General features: G+C 39.0%; 18 protein-coding genes, 1 pseudogene and 2 other annotated features. All 19 genes and pseudogenes read right to left on the bottom strand.

The annotated features are described in order from the left end of the window. Nucleotides 1-186 precede the first annotated feature (186 nt). Nucleotides 187-3,762 (bottom strand): DNA-directed RNA polymerase subunit beta, encoded by a 3,576-nt coding sequence (gene rpoB, locus RT445_RS07630; RefSeq protein WP_274794960.1) that lies wholly within the window; start codon nt 3,760-3,762, stop codon nt 187-189. 242 nt (nt 3,763-4,004) lie between these two features. Then, nucleotides 4,005-4,607: a class I SAM-dependent methyltransferase gene (locus RT445_RS07625; RefSeq protein WP_312506407.1), complete on the bottom strand. Its 603-nt coding sequence runs from the start codon at nt 4,605-4,607 to the stop codon at nt 4,005-4,007. 78 nt (nt 4,608-4,685) lie between these two features. Continuing rightward, a complete protein-coding gene (gene rplL / locus RT445_RS07620; RefSeq protein ID WP_274794962.1) occupies nt 4,686-5,048 on the bottom strand; it encodes a 50S ribosomal protein L7/L12 in 363 nt (120 codons plus the stop codon). 72 nt (nt 5,049-5,120) lie between these two features. After that, nucleotides 5,121-5,621, bottom strand: a complete 501-nt coding sequence (gene rplJ / locus RT445_RS07615; RefSeq protein WP_025116453.1) for a 50S ribosomal protein L10 — start codon at nt 5,619-5,621, stop codon at nt 5,121-5,123. A gap of 32 nt (nt 5,622-5,653) precedes the next feature. Next, nucleotides 5,654-5,799, bottom strand: a sequence feature (ribosomal protein L10 leader region). Nucleotides 5,800-5,850: 51 nt separating this feature from the next. After that, entirely contained in the window at nt 5,851-6,549 is a 699-nt protein-coding gene (gene rplA / locus RT445_RS07610; protein WP_274794963.1) for a 50S ribosomal protein L1, read from the bottom strand. A 116-nt stretch (nt 6,550-6,665) separates the two neighbouring features. Then, nucleotides 6,666-7,091, bottom strand: coding sequence for a 50S ribosomal protein L11 (rplK, locus tag RT445_RS07605; protein WP_004233593.1), 426 nt, complete (start codon nt 7,089-7,091; stop codon nt 6,666-6,668). A 231-nt stretch (nt 7,092-7,322) separates the two neighbouring features. Continuing rightward, nucleotides 7,323-7,856 (bottom strand): transcription termination/antitermination protein NusG, encoded by a 534-nt coding sequence (gene nusG, locus RT445_RS07600; protein WP_274794964.1) that lies wholly within the window; start codon nt 7,854-7,856, stop codon nt 7,323-7,325. Between the two features lie 341 nt (nt 7,857-8,197). Then, nucleotides 8,198-8,383: a preprotein translocase subunit SecE gene (gene secE, locus RT445_RS07595; RefSeq protein ID WP_205446172.1), complete on the bottom strand. Its 186-nt coding sequence runs from the start codon at nt 8,381-8,383 to the stop codon at nt 8,198-8,200. Between the two features lie 49 nt (nt 8,384-8,432). Beyond that, on the bottom strand, nt 8,433-8,579 hold the full coding sequence (gene rpmG / locus RT445_RS07590) for a 50S ribosomal protein L33 (protein WP_274794965.1): 147 nt from the start codon (nt 8,577-8,579) through the stop codon (nt 8,433-8,435). A gap of 76 nt (nt 8,580-8,655) precedes the next feature. Further along, nucleotides 8,656-9,303, bottom strand: a complete 648-nt coding sequence (sigH, locus tag RT445_RS07585) for an RNA polymerase sporulation sigma factor SigH (protein WP_274794966.1) — start codon at nt 9,301-9,303, stop codon at nt 8,656-8,658. 64 nt (nt 9,304-9,367) lie between these two features. Next, nucleotides 9,368-9,883, bottom strand: coding sequence for an NYN domain-containing protein (locus RT445_RS07580; protein ID WP_274794967.1), 516 nt, complete (start codon nt 9,881-9,883; stop codon nt 9,368-9,370). 2 nt (nt 9,884-9,885) lie between these two features. Next, nucleotides 9,886-10,638, bottom strand: a complete 753-nt coding sequence (rlmB, locus tag RT445_RS07575) for a 23S rRNA (guanosine(2251)-2'-O)-methyltransferase RlmB (protein WP_274794968.1) — start codon at nt 10,636-10,638, stop codon at nt 9,886-9,888. Further along, nucleotides 10,638-11,078, bottom strand: a complete 441-nt coding sequence (locus RT445_RS07570) for a Mini-ribonuclease 3 (protein WP_396631745.1) — start codon at nt 11,076-11,078, stop codon at nt 10,638-10,640. The genes rlmB and RT445_RS07570 overlap by 1 nt, the downstream gene beginning before the upstream one ends. After that, a complete protein-coding gene (gene cysS / locus RT445_RS07565; protein ID WP_312506406.1) occupies nt 11,063-12,463 on the bottom strand; it encodes a cysteine--tRNA ligase in 1,401 nt (466 codons plus the stop codon). Before cysS ends, RT445_RS07570 begins: the two co-directional genes overlap by 16 nt. Then, nucleotides 12,460-13,110: a serine O-acetyltransferase gene (epsC, locus tag RT445_RS07560; RefSeq protein ID WP_312506405.1), complete on the bottom strand. Its 651-nt coding sequence runs from the start codon at nt 13,108-13,110 to the stop codon at nt 12,460-12,462. The genes cysS and epsC overlap by 4 nt, the downstream gene beginning before the upstream one ends. A gap of 189 nt (nt 13,111-13,299) precedes the next feature. After that, nucleotides 13,300-13,519: a binding site (T-box leader), on the bottom strand. Nucleotides 13,520-13,568: 49 nt separating this feature from the next. Beyond that, nucleotides 13,569-15,029 (bottom strand): glutamate--tRNA ligase, encoded by a 1,461-nt coding sequence (gltX, locus tag RT445_RS07555; protein ID WP_312506404.1) that lies wholly within the window; start codon nt 15,027-15,029, stop codon nt 13,569-13,571. A gap of 90 nt (nt 15,030-15,119) precedes the next feature. Next, nucleotides 15,120-15,596 carry a 2-C-methyl-D-erythritol 2,4-cyclodiphosphate synthase gene (gene ispF / locus RT445_RS07550; protein WP_274794973.1) on the bottom strand — a complete coding sequence of 159 codons (477 nt, stop codon included), beginning with the start codon at nt 15,594-15,596 and terminating at the stop codon, nt 15,120-15,122. Between the two features lie 229 nt (nt 15,597-15,825). Further along, nucleotides 15,826-16,506, bottom strand: a complete 681-nt coding sequence (gene ispD, locus RT445_RS07545; RefSeq protein WP_312506403.1) for a 2-C-methyl-D-erythritol 4-phosphate cytidylyltransferase — start codon at nt 16,504-16,506, stop codon at nt 15,826-15,828. 11 nt (nt 16,507-16,517) lie between these two features. Continuing rightward, a pseudogene (locus RT445_RS07540) lies at nt 16,518-16,767 on the bottom strand (PIN domain nuclease); the annotation flags it as partial.

Genomic DNA, 16,767 nt, shown 5'->3' with positions numbered 1-16,767 from the left:
TAGTATAGGTCTTTATAAAGACTCTTTTACGCAGCTCGATAATCGTTTGCAAAGAATTGCCTCTTTGGCAAAGGATTAGAAATAGAATGATTTATTAAAAGAAAAAGCCAGGCAGGGCGTTAAATCCTGCCCGGCTAATTTGAAAAATAAGTTTGACCTATTCACAACTGTGAATTTGGTTTTCCATTATTCAAAAGACTCTACTGGCTCTTCTTCTGTATCTGGCTGTGGTGCAATGTTAAGTGCGTCAGCTGGTTGAAGATCGTCTTCTTCATCTAGATCACGAAGTTCTACTTCTTCATCATTAACTGTTAACATCTTAACATCCATACCAAGAGATTGAAGTTCTTTAATCAATACTTTGAATGATTCTGGAACGCCTGGCTCTGGTACACTTTCACCTTTAACGATGGCTTCATAAGTTTTCACACGACCAACAACGTCATCGGATTTAACTGTTAAAATTTCTTGAAGTGTATAAGCAGCACCATATGCTTCAAGTGCCCATACTTCCATCTCACCAAAACGTTGTCCACCAAATTGCGCTTTACCACCAAGTGGCTGTTGCGTAACTAGTGAGTAAGGACCAGTTGAACGTGCATGAAGTTTATCGTCAACCATGTGAGCAAGTTTGATCATGTACATGATCCCAACTGATACACGGTTATCGAATGGTTCACCTGAACGTCCATCATACAGGATTGTTTTACCATCACGGTTCATACCTGCTTCTTCCATCGTTTCCCAAACATCTTCTTCATTGGCACCATCAAATACTGGTGTAGCCATATGAACGCCAAGGTAACGAGAAGCCATACCTAAGTGCAACTCTAAAACTTGTCCGATATTCATACGAGAAGGTACACCAAGTGGATTTAACATAATATCAACAGGCGTGCCATCTGGCATGAATGGCATATCTTCCTCTGGTAAGATACGCGAGATAACCCCTTTGTTACCATGGCGTCCGGCCATTTTGTCACCAACGCGGATTTTACGTTTTTGAACAATATAAGCACGAACTAATTGGTTAACACCTGGTGGTAATTCATCGCCATCTTCACGGTTAAATACTTTAACGTCAAGAATGATACCGCCAGCACCGTGTGGTACACGTAATGAAGTATCACGAACCTCACGAGCTTTTTCACCGAAGATTGCGTGTAGTAAGCGTTCTTCAGCTGTTAATTCTGTAACCCCTTTAGGCGTTACTTTCCCTACTAGAATATCACCATCACGTACTTCTGCACCGATGCGGATGATACCACGTTCGTCTAAGTTACGAAGTGCATCTTCCCCAACGTTAGGAATATCGCGAGTGATTTCTTCAGGTCCAAGCTTTGTATCACGAGACTCTGATTCATATTCTTCAATATGAACAGATGTATAGACATCGTCTTTTACAAGGCGCTCACTCATAATGACAGCATCCTCATAGTTAAAGCCGTTCCATGTCATGAATGCAACTAATACGTTACGTCCAAGAGCTAGTTCGCCTTTTTCCATTGAAGGGCCATCTGCTAAAATGTCACGTGGTTTCACACGCTCGCCTACTTTTACAAGTGGACGTTGGTTATATGAAGTACCTTGGTTTGAACGAATGAACTTTTGTAATTTATATTTCGTTAAATCGCCTTTAACCTCTTTACCGTCTACGACTTCAATGCGGCGAACATGGATAGAGCGAGCTTCAACGTGCTCAACAATACCATCATATTTCGCTACTACAGCTGCACCTGAATCACGCGCATCAACATGTTCCATCCCAGTACCAACGAATGGTGCTTCTGGGTTAAGAAGTGGAACTGCTTGACGTTGCATGTTGGCACCCATAAGTGCACGGTTCGAGTCATCGTTTTCTAAGAATGGGATACATGCAGTCGCTGCAGAAACTACTTGTTTAGGAGAAACGTCCATATAGTCCATTTGAGCTTTATTGAATACTGTATTATCCCCACGGAAACGACCTACTACTTCGTCGTTAGCAAAAGTACCGTCTGGATTTAACGGAGAGTTTGCTTGTGCTACGTAGTAGTTATCTTCTTCATCAGCTGTTAAGTAATCAATTTGGTCCGTTACTCGACCTGTTTCATGGTCAATACGACGATATGGTGTTTCGATGAAACCAAATTTATTTACTTTGGCAAATGAAGATAATGAGTTGATTAACCCAATGTTTGGACCCTCTGGTGTCTCGATTGGACACATACGACCATAGTGAGAGTAGTGAACGTCACGTACTTCGAAACCAGCACGTTCCCGTGTTAAACCACCAGGTCCTAATGCAGATAAACGACGTTTATGTGTTAACTCTGCTAATGGGTTTGTTTGGTCCATGAATTGTGATAATTGAGAACTTCCGAAGAATTCTTTAATTGACGCAATTACAGGACGAATATTAATTAATTGCTGTGGTACGATCGCAGCTGTGTCGTTAATTGACATACGCTCACGTACAACACGCTCCATACGAGATAAACCAATACGGAACTGATTTTGTAGTAACTCACCAACAGAACGTAGGCGACGGTTACCTAAGTGGTCAATATCATCTGTAGCTCCTACTTGGTAAAGTAAGTTGAAGAAATAACTTACTGAAGCTAAAACGTCAGCAGGTGTAATATTCTTCACTTCTTCATCAATGTACGCATTACTAATGATATTAATTTCTTTTTGCGCTTCATCTTTTGGTGCATAAATCTTAATAGATTGGATGGTTACATCATCCTCAAGTACACCACCAACTTGTGATAAAGTGCGGAAACCGATACCTTTCGATGAATCTTCAAGGTAAGGTAGGATTTTATCTAAAGTACGACGATCAAGTACAGTACCTTTTTCTACTAAAATTTCGCCTGTTTCTGGATCTACAAGCGTTTCAGCAATCGTTTGGTTAAATAAACGATTCTTAATATGAAGCTTTTTATTCATTTTGTAGCGACCAACATTCGCTAGATCATAACGTTTAGCATCAAAGAAACGAGAGTATAATAAGCTCTTCGCGCTCTCTACTGTTGGTGGCTCACCTGGACGTAAACGTTCATAGATTTCTAAAAGTGCCTTTTCAGTACTTTCAGAGTTATCTTTTTCTAACGTATTACGTAAATACTCGTTATCACCGATAATATCGATAATCTCTTGGTCTGAACCGAAACCTAACGCACGAAGTAACACTGTTACTGGTAGCTTACGAGTACGATCGATACGCACATATACTACGTCTTTTGCATCTGTTTCGTACTCTAACCACGCACCGCGGTTTGGAATAACTGTAGCGCCAAAACCTTTTTTACCGTTTTTATCAGTTTTATCATGGAAATACACACTTGGTGAACGAACTAATTGTGAAACGATAACACGTTCAGCACCATTGATAATGAACGTACCTGTTTCAGTCATTAATGGGAAGTCACCCATGAAGACATCTTGTTCTTTCACTTCGTCTGTTTCTTTGTTGTAAAGACGTACTTTCACACGTAATGGAGCTGCGTAAGTAACATCTCGCTCTTTACATTCATCAACATCATATTTAGGCTCACCTAATGAATAATCGATGAATTCTAATGAAAGATTACCTGTAAAGTCCTCGATCGGCGAAATGTCACGGAACATTTCACGTAAACCTTCTTCAAGGAACCACTCGTAAGACGCCGTTTGAATCTCAATCAGATTTGGAAGCTCAAGCACCTCTTTAATACGCGCAAAGCTTCTACGCTGGCGGTGTTGTCCGTACTGAACTAGTTGACCTGTCAACTCATTCACCCCTCAATAAAGCGATATTAGGTCTTTGCAAAATCATACAAATAGTGTATGATTTCGAAAGACAAAAAGAAAACGAGTCTTCAAAAAGATCTCATTTTCGGTTAACTAAACTTATCTTGGCAAGTATACCCACATTAAAACAAAATTATACAAAAAGGGCATACGACCTCAAAATAATATTTTTGCATTGTATCATATTATCATAGCCGATTTGTCAAGTCAATAAATTATACATATTTCATTTATTTTTTTGCACGTACTATCCAGTATCCTTTTTTCTTCTCAACAACATCGACTTCTGAAAATTTTCCTTCCAAGTAACTCACTGTCGATGGCGCTCCCTGTTTCTTCTGGATTACTACCCAAAGCTCACCTGAAGACACTAGTCGATCATAAGCTCCATCGTAAAAGCGGAAAATCGTTTCCTTCCCCGCACGAATTGGTGGATTCGTTAAGATAGCTGCTGCTTCCACATCGTTATCAACCATCGATAGGCCGTCACTCACAAATATTCGCACATTTTGAACACCGTTCACTTGCGCATTTTTTTGCGAAAGCGCAACTGCACGTTCGTTTATATCCATCATAAAAACGGTACGGTCTGGATTTGTTTTGGCAATCGATAACCCTATTGGACCATATCCACAGCCTACATCAAAAATCGCACCATCAATATCTGGCATTTGAAAAGCGTCTATTAAAACACGGGATCCAAAATCTACTTCGCTTTTACTAAAAACACCTGCATCCGTTTCAAAAGTAAACGAATGCCCCAGTAACTTGAATGTCCAGTGACGTGGTTTACTCTCAGTTTGAGGCTTGCTTGTATAATAATGATCTGACATTTTTTTACGCCTCCTCAGAATGAAGAAAAAAGCTCGCCAAAATGACGAGCTTTCCTTTTGTTAAAAAGTAACGCGAGATTACTTAACTTCTACAGATGCGCCAACTTCTTCAAGTTTAGCTTTGATTTCTTCAGCTTCATCTTTAGAAACGCCTTCTTTAAGAGCTTTAGGAGCGTTATCTACTACTTCTTTAGCTTCTTTAAGACCTAAACCAGTGATTTCACGAACCACTTTGATTACTTTAATTTTTTCTGCACCAGCAGATGCTAATACTACGTCGAACTCTGATTTTTCTTCAGCAGCGCCAGCAGCACCACCAGCAACTACTGCTACAGGAGCAGCAGCTGTTACACCGAATTCTTCTTCGATAGCTTTTACTAAATCGTTTAATTCAAGAACTGTCATAGCTTTGATAGCTTCTAAGATTTGCTCTTTATTCATTATAATTTCCTCCTAATTGGATAATGTTTTATTGTTTGCGATCAGGCCGCAGAAGTGTTGATGCGTATTAAATTACGCGCCTTGTTCTTCTTTTTGTTCTGCAACAGCTTTTGTTGCAAGTGCGAAGTTACGCACAGGAGCTTGAAGTACAGATAAAAGCATAGAAAGTAGACCTTCGCGTGATGGAAGTTCTGCAAGTGCTTTAACATCTTCAACAGAAGAAATCGTACCTTCAATAATACCAGCTTTAATTTCTAAAGCTTCGTTTTTCTTAGCGAACTCGTTGATGATTTTAGCAGGCGCTACAACATCTTCATTTGAGAACGCAATTGCGTTAGGACCAACTAATACGTCGTTGATTCCTTCAAGACCAGCAGCTTCAGCAGCACGACGAGTTAAAGTGTTTTTGTAAACTTTGAACTCAACGCCAGCTTCACGAAGTTGTTTACGAAGCTCAGTTACTTGTGCAACGTTAAGACCACGGTAATCCACAACTACTACAGAAGAAGCGTTTTGGAATTTTTCAGTAATCTCTTGAACTTGTACTTGTTTGTTTTCGATTGCTTTGCTCATGATGACACCTCCTATTAGAATGGGTCATTTATACCGACAAAAGAAAAGCCTCTGAGTCAAATAGACACAGAGGCTGAAAGTCATCATCTTTAAATAAGAATCTGAATTCCGATGTCCTCGGTAGGAACATTAAGTGACAAGTCACTCCTACTGTCTACGGTACAAATGGATAATTCACAACAGCAATCATGATATCATGTATTATTGCTGTTGTCAACATATATATAAATTATTTTACTACTACATTAGCAGCGTCAATTTTAACAGCTGGACCCATTGTAGTTGTAACGTTTACAGATTTCATGTAAGTACCTTTAGCTGCAGCAGGTTTTGCTTTTTGCACTACATCAAATACAGCTAAGAAGTTTTCTACTAATTTTTCTGCTGAGAAAGAAACTTTACCGATAGGAGCGTGGATGATACCAGCTTTATCAGCGCGGTATTCTACTTTACCAGCTTTGATTTCTTCGATAGCTTTTGTTACATCAAAAGTAACTGTACCAGTTTTAGGGTTTGGCATTAAACCTTTTGGTCCTAAAACGCGTCCAAGTTTACCAACTTCACCCATCATGTCAGGAGTTGCTACGATTACATCGAAATCAAACCAACCTTGTTGGATTTTTTGGATGTACTCTGCATCACCTACATAGTCAGCGCCAGCTGCTTCAGCTTCTTTAAGTTTTTCACCTTTCGCGAATACTAATACGCGTTGAGTTTTACCAGTACCGTTTGGAAGCACTACTGCACCACGGATTTGTTGGTCGTTTTTACGAGTATCAATACCTAGACGGAAAGCAACTTCTACAGTAGCGTCGAAGTTTACTGTGCTAGTTTTTTGAGCAAGTTCGATTGCTTCTTGAGCACTGTATAGTGAGTTACGATCAATTAATTTTGCTGCATCTTGCAGTTTTTTACCTTTTTTAGCCATTATATATTTCCTCCTTGATTGTGGTTATAGCGGATTTTACCTCCCACGAATAAAGGTTGCGTGTTCACAAAGAAACTTCGCAACCTTCCAAAAAACAAAACATCAAGTAAATGGGATTAGTCTTCGATAACAATACCCATGCTTCGTGCAGTACCTTCAACCATTAACATAGCAGCTTCTACTGAAGCAGCGTTAAGGTCTGGCATTTTAGTTTCAGCGATTTCGCGAACTTTATCACGTTTAACCGTTGCCACTTTTTTACGGTTTGGTTCACCAGATCCAGATTGGATACCAGCTGCTACTTTAAGTAGAACTGCTGCAGGTGGAGTTTTTGTAATGAAAGTGAAAGAACGGTCCTCGAATACTGAAATTTCAACTGGAATAATAAGACCAGCTTGATCAGCAGTACGCGCATTGAATTCTTTACAGAATCCCATGATGTTCACACCCGCTTGACCTAATGCAGGACCAACCGGTGGAGCTGGGTTAGCTTTACCAGCAGGGATTTGAAGTTTTACAACTTTAATAACTTTTTTAGCCACGAGACACACCTCCTTAAGTCCGTGATGTGGTAATTGGGTTGCCCCTCCCACTCAATATCTGTCTGTCAGCTAATTGCCGATAACATTAAAATTATCATTACAGATGTCAAACCAAAGTATGACAGTCTGACCTATGAAATGATACCACTTTTAATTTTTTTAAGCAAGTAGTAATTAACAAAATCTGCGAAACATCTACCAATTGACATGCTCACAGTTCTATTATTGGAACTATAATTTTTGAATTTGTTCGAAATCTAGCTCCATAATCGTTTCGCGACCAAACATATCAACTGTCACTTTTACTTTGCCTTTTTCCGTGTCAATTTCTTCAACACGTCCTTGGAAATGAGCAAACGGCCCTTCTAACACTTCCACTGCTTCACCAACCGTTATATCCACTTCTACAACCTTATCAGTCATACCCATTTGTTGTAGTAAACGGTCCGCTTCTTCTGGCAGTAAAGGAGTTGGTTTTGCTCCACCACCAGATGAACCGATAAAGCCCGTAACACCCGGTGTATTTCGAACTACATACCAAGAATCGTCTGTCATAATTAACTCTACTAATACATAACCAGGGAAAACTTTACGCATCATTGTACGTTTTTTCCCATCCTTCATTTCTGTTTCCTCGTGCTCTGGCACAATCACACGGAAGATTTTATCTTGCATTCCCATTGTTTCTACACGTTTCTCTAGGTTTGCTTTTACACGATTTTCATACCCAGAATACGTATGAACAACATACCAATTTTTCTCCATAATTAATAGGACTTCTCGTCCGTCCCTCCCTTACAAATAAAAGTGAAAATGATTTGCGATATGCTCAGCGCATTCTTTACTCTTTTCACAAACATCTCATTTGAAAATCTTATTTTCGCTAATAGTAAGCAAAAGCTTGCGGATATATACCGAAACTAGCATAGTCATCTATCGCTACTATCATACTCTCCTAGTAGCATCCTTATCATAATGAGAATAAATTACTGCTCTTCATTTCACCTAACCAATAATATGGAGCTACGATTGAATGAAGATAAAACAAACGAAAAAACCCGTTATTGCTATGGACGGGCTATTTCAAAAGTATGCTATTTACTAAATTATAAATCTAAGTACCAGCGGAATAATGATGAAATGCCTAAGTCAACTAACACAAAAAATAAAGCCATAATGACTACAGTTGAAATTACAACGACTGTATATTTCGTCAGTTCTTTACTTTTTGGCCAGCTTGTCTTGCGCATTTCCGACATTACATCGCTGAAAAAGCCTTTGATCTTGCCCATTCTAGCTTAACCTCCGAATCAATCATATCTGTCTATTTTCATATCATTTTTATAGCGTTTGTTTATGCACTGTATGTTCATTGCAATGCGAGCAAAATTTCTTTAATTCGAGACGTACAGTAGATCCTTCTTTAGCCGGGAACGTGTAATTTCTCGATCCACATTTCTCGCAAGTCAGCACGACTTTTTTTGCCATTTAATCACCTTTTTCGGCACTATGTCTTTTTAAGACTAACACCGATATTTGTCAATGTCAATAAAGGCCTATAAGGCTAAGACATTTCCTCAAGAACTAAATGTCGCTCTAATTTACGCTTCACTCGCTGCAATGCATTATCAATGGATTTCACATGACGGTTTAATTTTGCAGAAATTTCATGATAAGACTGGCCATCTAGATATAGGGCTAAAACTTGTAACTCTAATTCACTTAAAATCTCACTCATCTTTTCTTCTAAATATCCAAACTCTTCTCTATGAATCATCAATTCTTCTGGATCATCCATAATAGCACCTGTTAGCACATCCATAAGCGTTCGATCTGATTCTTCATCAAATATGGGCTTGTCCAAAGAGATATAGGAATTTAACGGTATATGTTTTTGCCTAGTGGCTGTTTTAATAGCCGTGATAATTTGCCTTGTAATACATAACTCTGCAAAAGCCCTGAAAGATGCAAGTTTATCTCCCTTAAAATCGCGGATTGCCTTATATAAACCGATCATGCCTTCTTGCACAATGTCTTCCTTATCTGCTCCAATCAAAAAATAGGATCTTGCCTTCGCTCTTACTAACAAACGGTATTTCGTAATTAAAAAATCCAACGCATCTGTATTACCTTGATGCACCATTTCAATAAGTTCTTCATCATTGAATCGTTCAAAATCTTGTGTCACTTGTACAATGCTATTTTTAAACATGGTATCACCTCAGTCACAACAGATAATTAGGAACAGTATAACGGAATTGGAAAATATGCGTCAATCAATCTTTCAAGCCACGTCTCCATTTTTCAAAGGCAAGAGCAACATCTGGCTTTAATTCTATACGAGAAGGTGGCTTGCTTTCTTGTTTTCGCTTTACATCATGTGAAATTTTATGTTGGATAATGCTAGTATCAATTTCTAGCTCTCTTGCTGATTTCCTTAGGGCGCCATTACCAAATATAACGCTTTGCTCTGCCATATCAGAGGTTGCTACATGTATTTGTACATTTCTAGCCTTTAATTCATGTGTCATTTTTTCAATACGTTCATCTGCTGTTTCATTTTTCCGAGTATAAATGACCTCTACATCATTTTCTATATAAGATTGCTCCACTCCTGGTACAAGGTGTGCGTCAAAAACAATAATTACGCGCCAACCTATAGCTGCTTTATATTCAGCCATAAGTTCGATTAACCTTCTGCGCGCATCTTCAAAATTTGTGTCACGTAATGGCCGCAGCTCTTTCCAAGATCCAATCATATTATAGCCATCAACAAGCAAAATGTTTTTCATTGTTAGTCATTCGCTTCTTGACGTTTACGATACACTTCGTACATTAAAAGCGCTGCAGCTACTGATGCGTTCAGTGATGTAACATGCCCAACCATTGGTAAGTGATATAAAAAATCGCATTTTTCTTTTAATAAGCGACCCATTCCCTTGCCCTCACTACCAATAATGATGGCTAATGGTAATGTCGCATCCATTTTTCGATAATCGACAGAACCTTTCGCATCTGTACCAGCAATCCATATACCTCGTTCTTTTAACTCATCAATTGTTTGAGCAAGATTGTTCACACGTACAACTGGCACGTGCTCAATAGCTCCTGTAGATGCCTTTGCTACTACAGCTGTTAAACTTACTGATCGACGCTTCGGAATAATAATTCCATGAGCTCCTATAGCATCGGCCGTTCTCATAATAGACCCTAGGTTATGAGGATCCTCTAACTCATCTAAAATTAAGAAAAAGGGATCTTCCTGTTTATTTGCAGCTGCTGTAAATAAGTCCTCAAGTTCAGCATACTGATATGCTGCAACAGAAGCAACAATTCCTTGGTGATTAGCACTCGATAATTGATCGACTTTCTTTTTTGGAACAAACTGAACGATGACACCACGTTCTCGAGCTAAATCTAGCAATTCATTCACACCAGATTTTTTAACACCCTCTGCAATCCATACTTTATTCATATCGCGGCCTGAACGAAGTGCTTCTAACACTGGGTTTTTACCGGCAATAATTTCACCATTTTGTTCTACCATTATTTCGACACTCCCTTTGATTCCTCGATTATTTGAATAGCATATGCAATGATTTCATACACCCGTTCTAGTTCATTTAATAAATATAAACTACCAAGCACCGCCTCAAAGCCTGAGCTATTACGATAGGTTTGGATATCAGTATTCTTTGGTACAGAGCCGGATTTGGCATTGCGTCCACGACGGAACACAGCCAATTCCTCCTCAGTTAAATAATTTTCATCCATCATGCGATGAACGATCATAGATTGTGCTTTTGCTGAAACATAGCGAGTCGCCTCACGATGGAGTGTATTTGGTTTAACACGTCCAGAGCGTAGTAAATGTTCACGGATTTTTTGCTCCAATACAGCATCACCCATATAGGCTAACGCTAGCGCATTTAATTGCTTAACATCTTCATTGCGAAGTTTATCCAACTTAATTACCCTCGTTTCCATCTTGTTCCTTGTCGTGTATCTTCTAAAATGATACCTTGGGCTTGCAAATGGTCACGGATCTCATCAGATCGAGCAAAATCACGATTTTTACGTGCCTCTACGCGTTCTTGTAGCAATGCTTCAATTTCTTCGTCTAATAGTTCTTCTTCTTTTGCAAATTCAATACCTAAGACGTCACCTAATACCTCAAAAGTTTCAATAAATGTTTCTAATACTTTCTTGCAAGTATTAGCTTCATTCAAGTAAATATTAGCAATACGAGCTATCTCAAATAATACAGAAATAGCGTTAGCTGTATTAAAGTCATCATCCATCGCCTCTTCAAAATGCGCTTTTTGTTCAGCAATTTTGCTAAGCCATTCTTCTGAGTTGTCGCCTAGGCTCGCCGTAGTAGTAAGGCGATGCTTCACATTGTTGTAAGCTGTACGAATGCGTTCTAAGCCCGATGCAGCAGCTTCTACTAAATCTTTCGCAAAATTAATTGGATGGCGGTAATGAACAGATAACATAAAGAAACGAAGTACCTGCGGGTCAATTTGTTTACGGATATCATTAACAAGAATGAAATTACCAAGAGATTTGGACATCTTTTCATTATCGATATTAATATAACCGTTATGCATCCAATAACGCGCAAATGTTTTGTCATTATGTGCTTCCGATTGAGCAATTTCATTTTCGTGATGCGGGAAAGTTAAATCCTGCCCACCAGCATGAATATCAATAGTATCTCCTAAATGTTCACGAGCCATTACAGAACATTCAATGTGCCAGCCTGGACGGCCATCTCCCCATGGACTTTTCCAGAAAATCTCATCTGGTTTAGCCGCTTTCCACAAGGCAAAATCTAGTGCATCATCTTTTTTCTCTCCTGCTTCAATACGGGCACCAATTTTTAAATCATCCACTGATTGGTGCGATAATTTACCATAGCCATCAAACTTACGAGTACGATAATACACATCGCCAGCAGATTCATATGCGTAGCCTTTTTCAATTAACACTTGAATAAATTGAATGATATCGTCCATATGTTCTGTCACTCGTGGATGAACATCTGCTTTTTTGCACCCTAGTGCTGTTACATCTTCAAAGTATGCAGCAATAAAGCGCTCTGTTAATTCATGTACTTCTTCTCCCAGCTCATTTGCTGCCTTAATAATTTTATCGTCTACATCCGTAAAATTTGATACAAACTTTACATCATAGCCTTTATATTGAAAATAACGTCGTACTGTATCGTAAACAATTACAGGACGTGAATTCCCGATATGAATATAGTTATAAACAGTCGGACCGCACACATACATTTTCACTTTACCTTCTTCTAGCGGTACGAAGGTTTCCTTTTGTCTTGTTAATGAGTTAAAAATTTGAATACTCATCGTGTTTCTCTCTCCTTTTGTAAGCGTTCGATTTCCTGCTGCAATTCGGCGATCTGCTTCTCGAAACCTTGACAACGTTCTTCTACAGGATCAGGTATATTTTGATGATCTAGCTTTTTCTCTAGACGCACGCCATCCTTAATTACTATTTTACCAGGAATACCGACAACTGTAGCGTTTGGTGGTACTTCTTTTAAAACAACAGAGCCAGCACCAATTTTACTATTTTCGCCAATCGTGATAGAGCCTAAAACTTTAGCTCCTGTTGCAACAAGCACATTGTCTTCTAAAGTAGGGTGTCGCTTCCCTTTTTCTTTTCCTGTACCTCCTAAAGTGACACCCTGATACAAGGTAACATTATCACCAATCTCACAAGTTTCACCAATAACAACACCCGTACCATGATCTATAAAAAAGCGTCGGCCAATTTTCGCACCAGGATGAATTTCAATACCAGTAAAGAAACGGCTAATTTGCGAAATGGCACGAGCTATAAAGTAAAAGCGTCTTTTAAAGAACCAATGTGCCACTCGATGTGCCCATGTAGCATGCAGGCCTGAATAGGTTAACACCACTTCAAAAACACTACGTGCTGCTGGATCATTCTCAAAAATCGTAGCCACATCTTCCTTCATTCTTTTAAACACAAAAAACTCCCCCTCTTCATGTTGGTCTAATTTACATCCTTTGAAATCCTACAAAGCAATTGTCATTTTCCTTCAGACTCTCCTGGGTAGATGATTGTGGTAAGGACGCTTCTTTAAGCCTTGCCTAATTGCCGCTCTTGAGATGCTTCACTAAAAATAAAAAGCGCCTCTATCATCCCAAAAAGGAATGACAGAGACGCTAAATTAACGTGGTTCCACTCTGATTGAAGGCAAAAAAGCCTTCCACTTTGGACGTTCTTTAACGGGAACGACTCGATAAAGCCTACTATAGTTCAGCTTTACGCTCAAAGGTGCATTTCAGTTTTGCCTAGACTCAGACCACTTTCAGCCGGTGATGGTCCTCTCTTGAGAGCGTGCGCCACTTACTTCTCCTTATCAACGCTTTTTCAATGTAAATACATTTTACAACGAAAGAATGAATTGTCAATAAATTTCTCTTATTGTGCAAATTTTCCTACGCGGTCAATTGTTTTTTCTTTCCCAATTAAGCAAATTGCATTTGGTAACTCTGGGCCATGTGTTTCACCTGTTGTTACAACGCGGATTGGCATAAATAGATTTTTACCTTTATGACCTGTTGCTTTTTGCACAGCTTTTATAGCAGCTTTTACTGTGTCTGGTGTAAATTCTTCTAATTCCTCGAGCTGTGCTTTAAATGCAGCCATTACTTCAGGAACTTGCTCACCTGCTAAGACCTCTTTTGCTTCTTCATCATATTCAATATGATCGTTAAAGAATAGGCTAGATAGTTCAACAATTTCCGCACCAAAGCTCATTTGATCGTGGTAAAGGGCAATTAAATCTGTCGCCCATGCACGTTGCTCCGCAGTAAGTTCTTCGGGTAATAGGCCAGCTTTTTGCAAATGTGGTAAAGATAAAGCCACAACTTCTTCTAAAGATAGCTTTTTAATATATTGATTATTCATCCATGTTAATTTTTGCTTATCAAACATCGATGGTGATTTAGATAGACGTTTTTCATCAAAGATTTTAATAAATTCTTCTTTGGAGAAAATCTCTTCTTCCCCTTCTGGAGACCAACCAAGTAGTGCAAAGAAATTGAACATCGCTTCAGGAAGATACCCTAAATCTTTGTATTGTGTAACAAATTGAATAATTGATTCATCACGTTTAGATAACTTTTTACGGTTTTCATTAATAATTAATGTCATATGTCCAAAACGAGGATATTCCCAGCCAAATGCATCAAAAATCATCATTTGTTTTGGTGTGTTTGATAAATGCTCTTCACCACGGAAAACGTGAGAAATTTCCATGAAATGATCATCTAAAACAACAGCATAGTTGTAGGTTGGGATACCATTAGCTTTAACAATTACCCAATCACCAATGTCCTTTGATTCAAAAGTAACTTGGCCACGAACTAAATCTTCAAATTCATACGTTACATTTGCCGGTACACGCATACGGATTGTGTATGGCTCACCTGCTGCTTCTTTAGCTGCAACTTCTTCTGCAGATAGGTGACGGCATGTACCATCATAAGTTGGAGCCGCCACACCTCTTGCTTTTTGTTCTTCGCGAGATGCTTCAAGTTTTTCTGACGAACAGAAACATTTGTAAGCTACACCTTGCTCCAATAGCTTTTCAGCGTGCTCTTTATAAATATCAAGACGTTCCATTTGACGATAAGGCGCATAAGGTCCACCAATATCAATGGACTCATCATATTCAATACCTAACCATTTTAGGTTATCTAGCTGAGATGCTTCTCCGCCCTCTACATTACGTTCAATATCCGTATCTTCAATACGTACAATGAATTTACCGTTATGATGTTTTGCATATAAATAATTGAATAATGCTGTACGCGCTCCACCGATATGTAAATAACCTGTTGGAGATGGCGCGTAACGAACGCGAACTTCTTTCGTCATAATTAAAAGCCTCCTAAATTTTCGATCAAAAATTGACTTTGTTCATTTTACCACTCTGTTACTGGAAATAAAAGCGTTGTTAATCCGCAGTCACTTCTTTATCAATAGAATTGTTGCCATAGCTGCTATACCTTCTTCACGACCTGTAAAACCTAATCGTTCAGTTGTTGTTGCCTTTACATTGACTTGTGATGGTTCTGCGTGTAACAGTTCTGCGATGCGATTTTGCATCTGTCCAATATATGGGGCCATTTTGGGACGCTGTGCCATGATTGTACAATCAACATTCCCTAGAACATAGCCTTTATCCTCAACCAGTTTCCAAATATACTCTAATAATTTTGCTGAATCTGCATCTTTAAAGGCTGGATCTGTATCAGGAAAATGACGACCGATATCTCCTTCTCCAATTGCCCCTAATGCCGCATCCGTAACTGTGTGTAAAAGCACATCAGCGTCTGAGTGTCCTACTAACCCTTTTTCATGCGGAATAGTAATACCTCCAATAATTAATGGTCGACCTTCTTCAAATGCATGTACGTCAAAACCTTGTCCAATTCGAAACATATGATAGAGAGACTACTTTAACAAAACATGTGGATTTGATCAGTACTTGTTTGCTAAATACGCAGTCTCATTCACCTTCTTTCACTTTTATATTTACTCACTATTATACCCTCACATTTTAACATATTTCCTAGGAAATTGAGCTGATAGCAAATAGTGAGTATTTTGTTGCACAAACACATAAAATCTCATTAGCAACAATCGCCAATGAGATTTTTTAAACTACAAATTATGCTCGCTTGCGTAAAATGGCCTCTCCAAATAGTAAATCTTCTTGTGTCGTCATTTTGACATTTTCGTAGCTACTTTCTACAATGTGCACCGTATGTCCTAAACGTTCGACTAGCATAGCTTCATCTGTACCAAGAAAACCAACTTTCTCAGCAACGTCCTCAGCCTCCACTATTAAATCATATTGAAAGGCTTGTGGCGTTTGAATCATCCATAGGCTGTCACGGTCAACAGTCTCTTCAATGATACCATTACGGACCTTTTTCATCGTATCCTTCGCTCGAACCCCAGCAATAGCTGCACCGTTTTGATGTGCACTTTGTACAAGATTGGCGATAATATCATGCGTAATAAAAGGTCGGGCTGCATCATGGACAAGCACAATATCAACCTGTTGCATCTCTTTCATACAGGAATGAACTGAATGCTGCCGCTCCGCACCACCAGCAGGCAAGCCCTTCACCTTTGTAATCCCAAATTGCTCTAGCAATCCTTGAATATAGACGCGTTCTTCCGGTTTTACAGCCAACCAAATCCCTGTGCAAAAAGGGTCTTGTTGAAACACTTCTAACGTGTGTATCAAAATTGGTTTATCCAAAAGCTCTAAAAATAACTTATTTTGTCCTGCGCCCATGCGTTTTCCGCTTCCCGCTGCAGGTAAAACTACTTCATAATGCATGTTTCCACATCCTAATCGTCCTTCGGCTTCGCAAATATCATACGACCTGCTGATGTTTGCAGCACACTCGTTACTGTAACTGTAATTGCCTGTCCTATATAGTTACGACCACCTTCAACAACAATCATCGTTCCATCATCTAAATAGGCAACTCCTTGATTATGCTCTTTACCATCCTTTATAACCACAACCTGCATATCTTCTCCAGGGATTACCACAGGCTTCACCGCATTCGCTAAATCATTCATATTTAATACCTTC

The organism is Lysinibacillus sp. (assembly GCF_032093475.1).
Classification (GTDB): Bacteria; Bacillota; Bacilli; order Bacillales_A; family Planococcaceae; genus Lysinibacillus; species Lysinibacillus irui.
The sequence above is the reverse complement of the archived record's forward strand: the minus strand, read 5'-3'. Positions and strand labels throughout refer to the sequence as shown.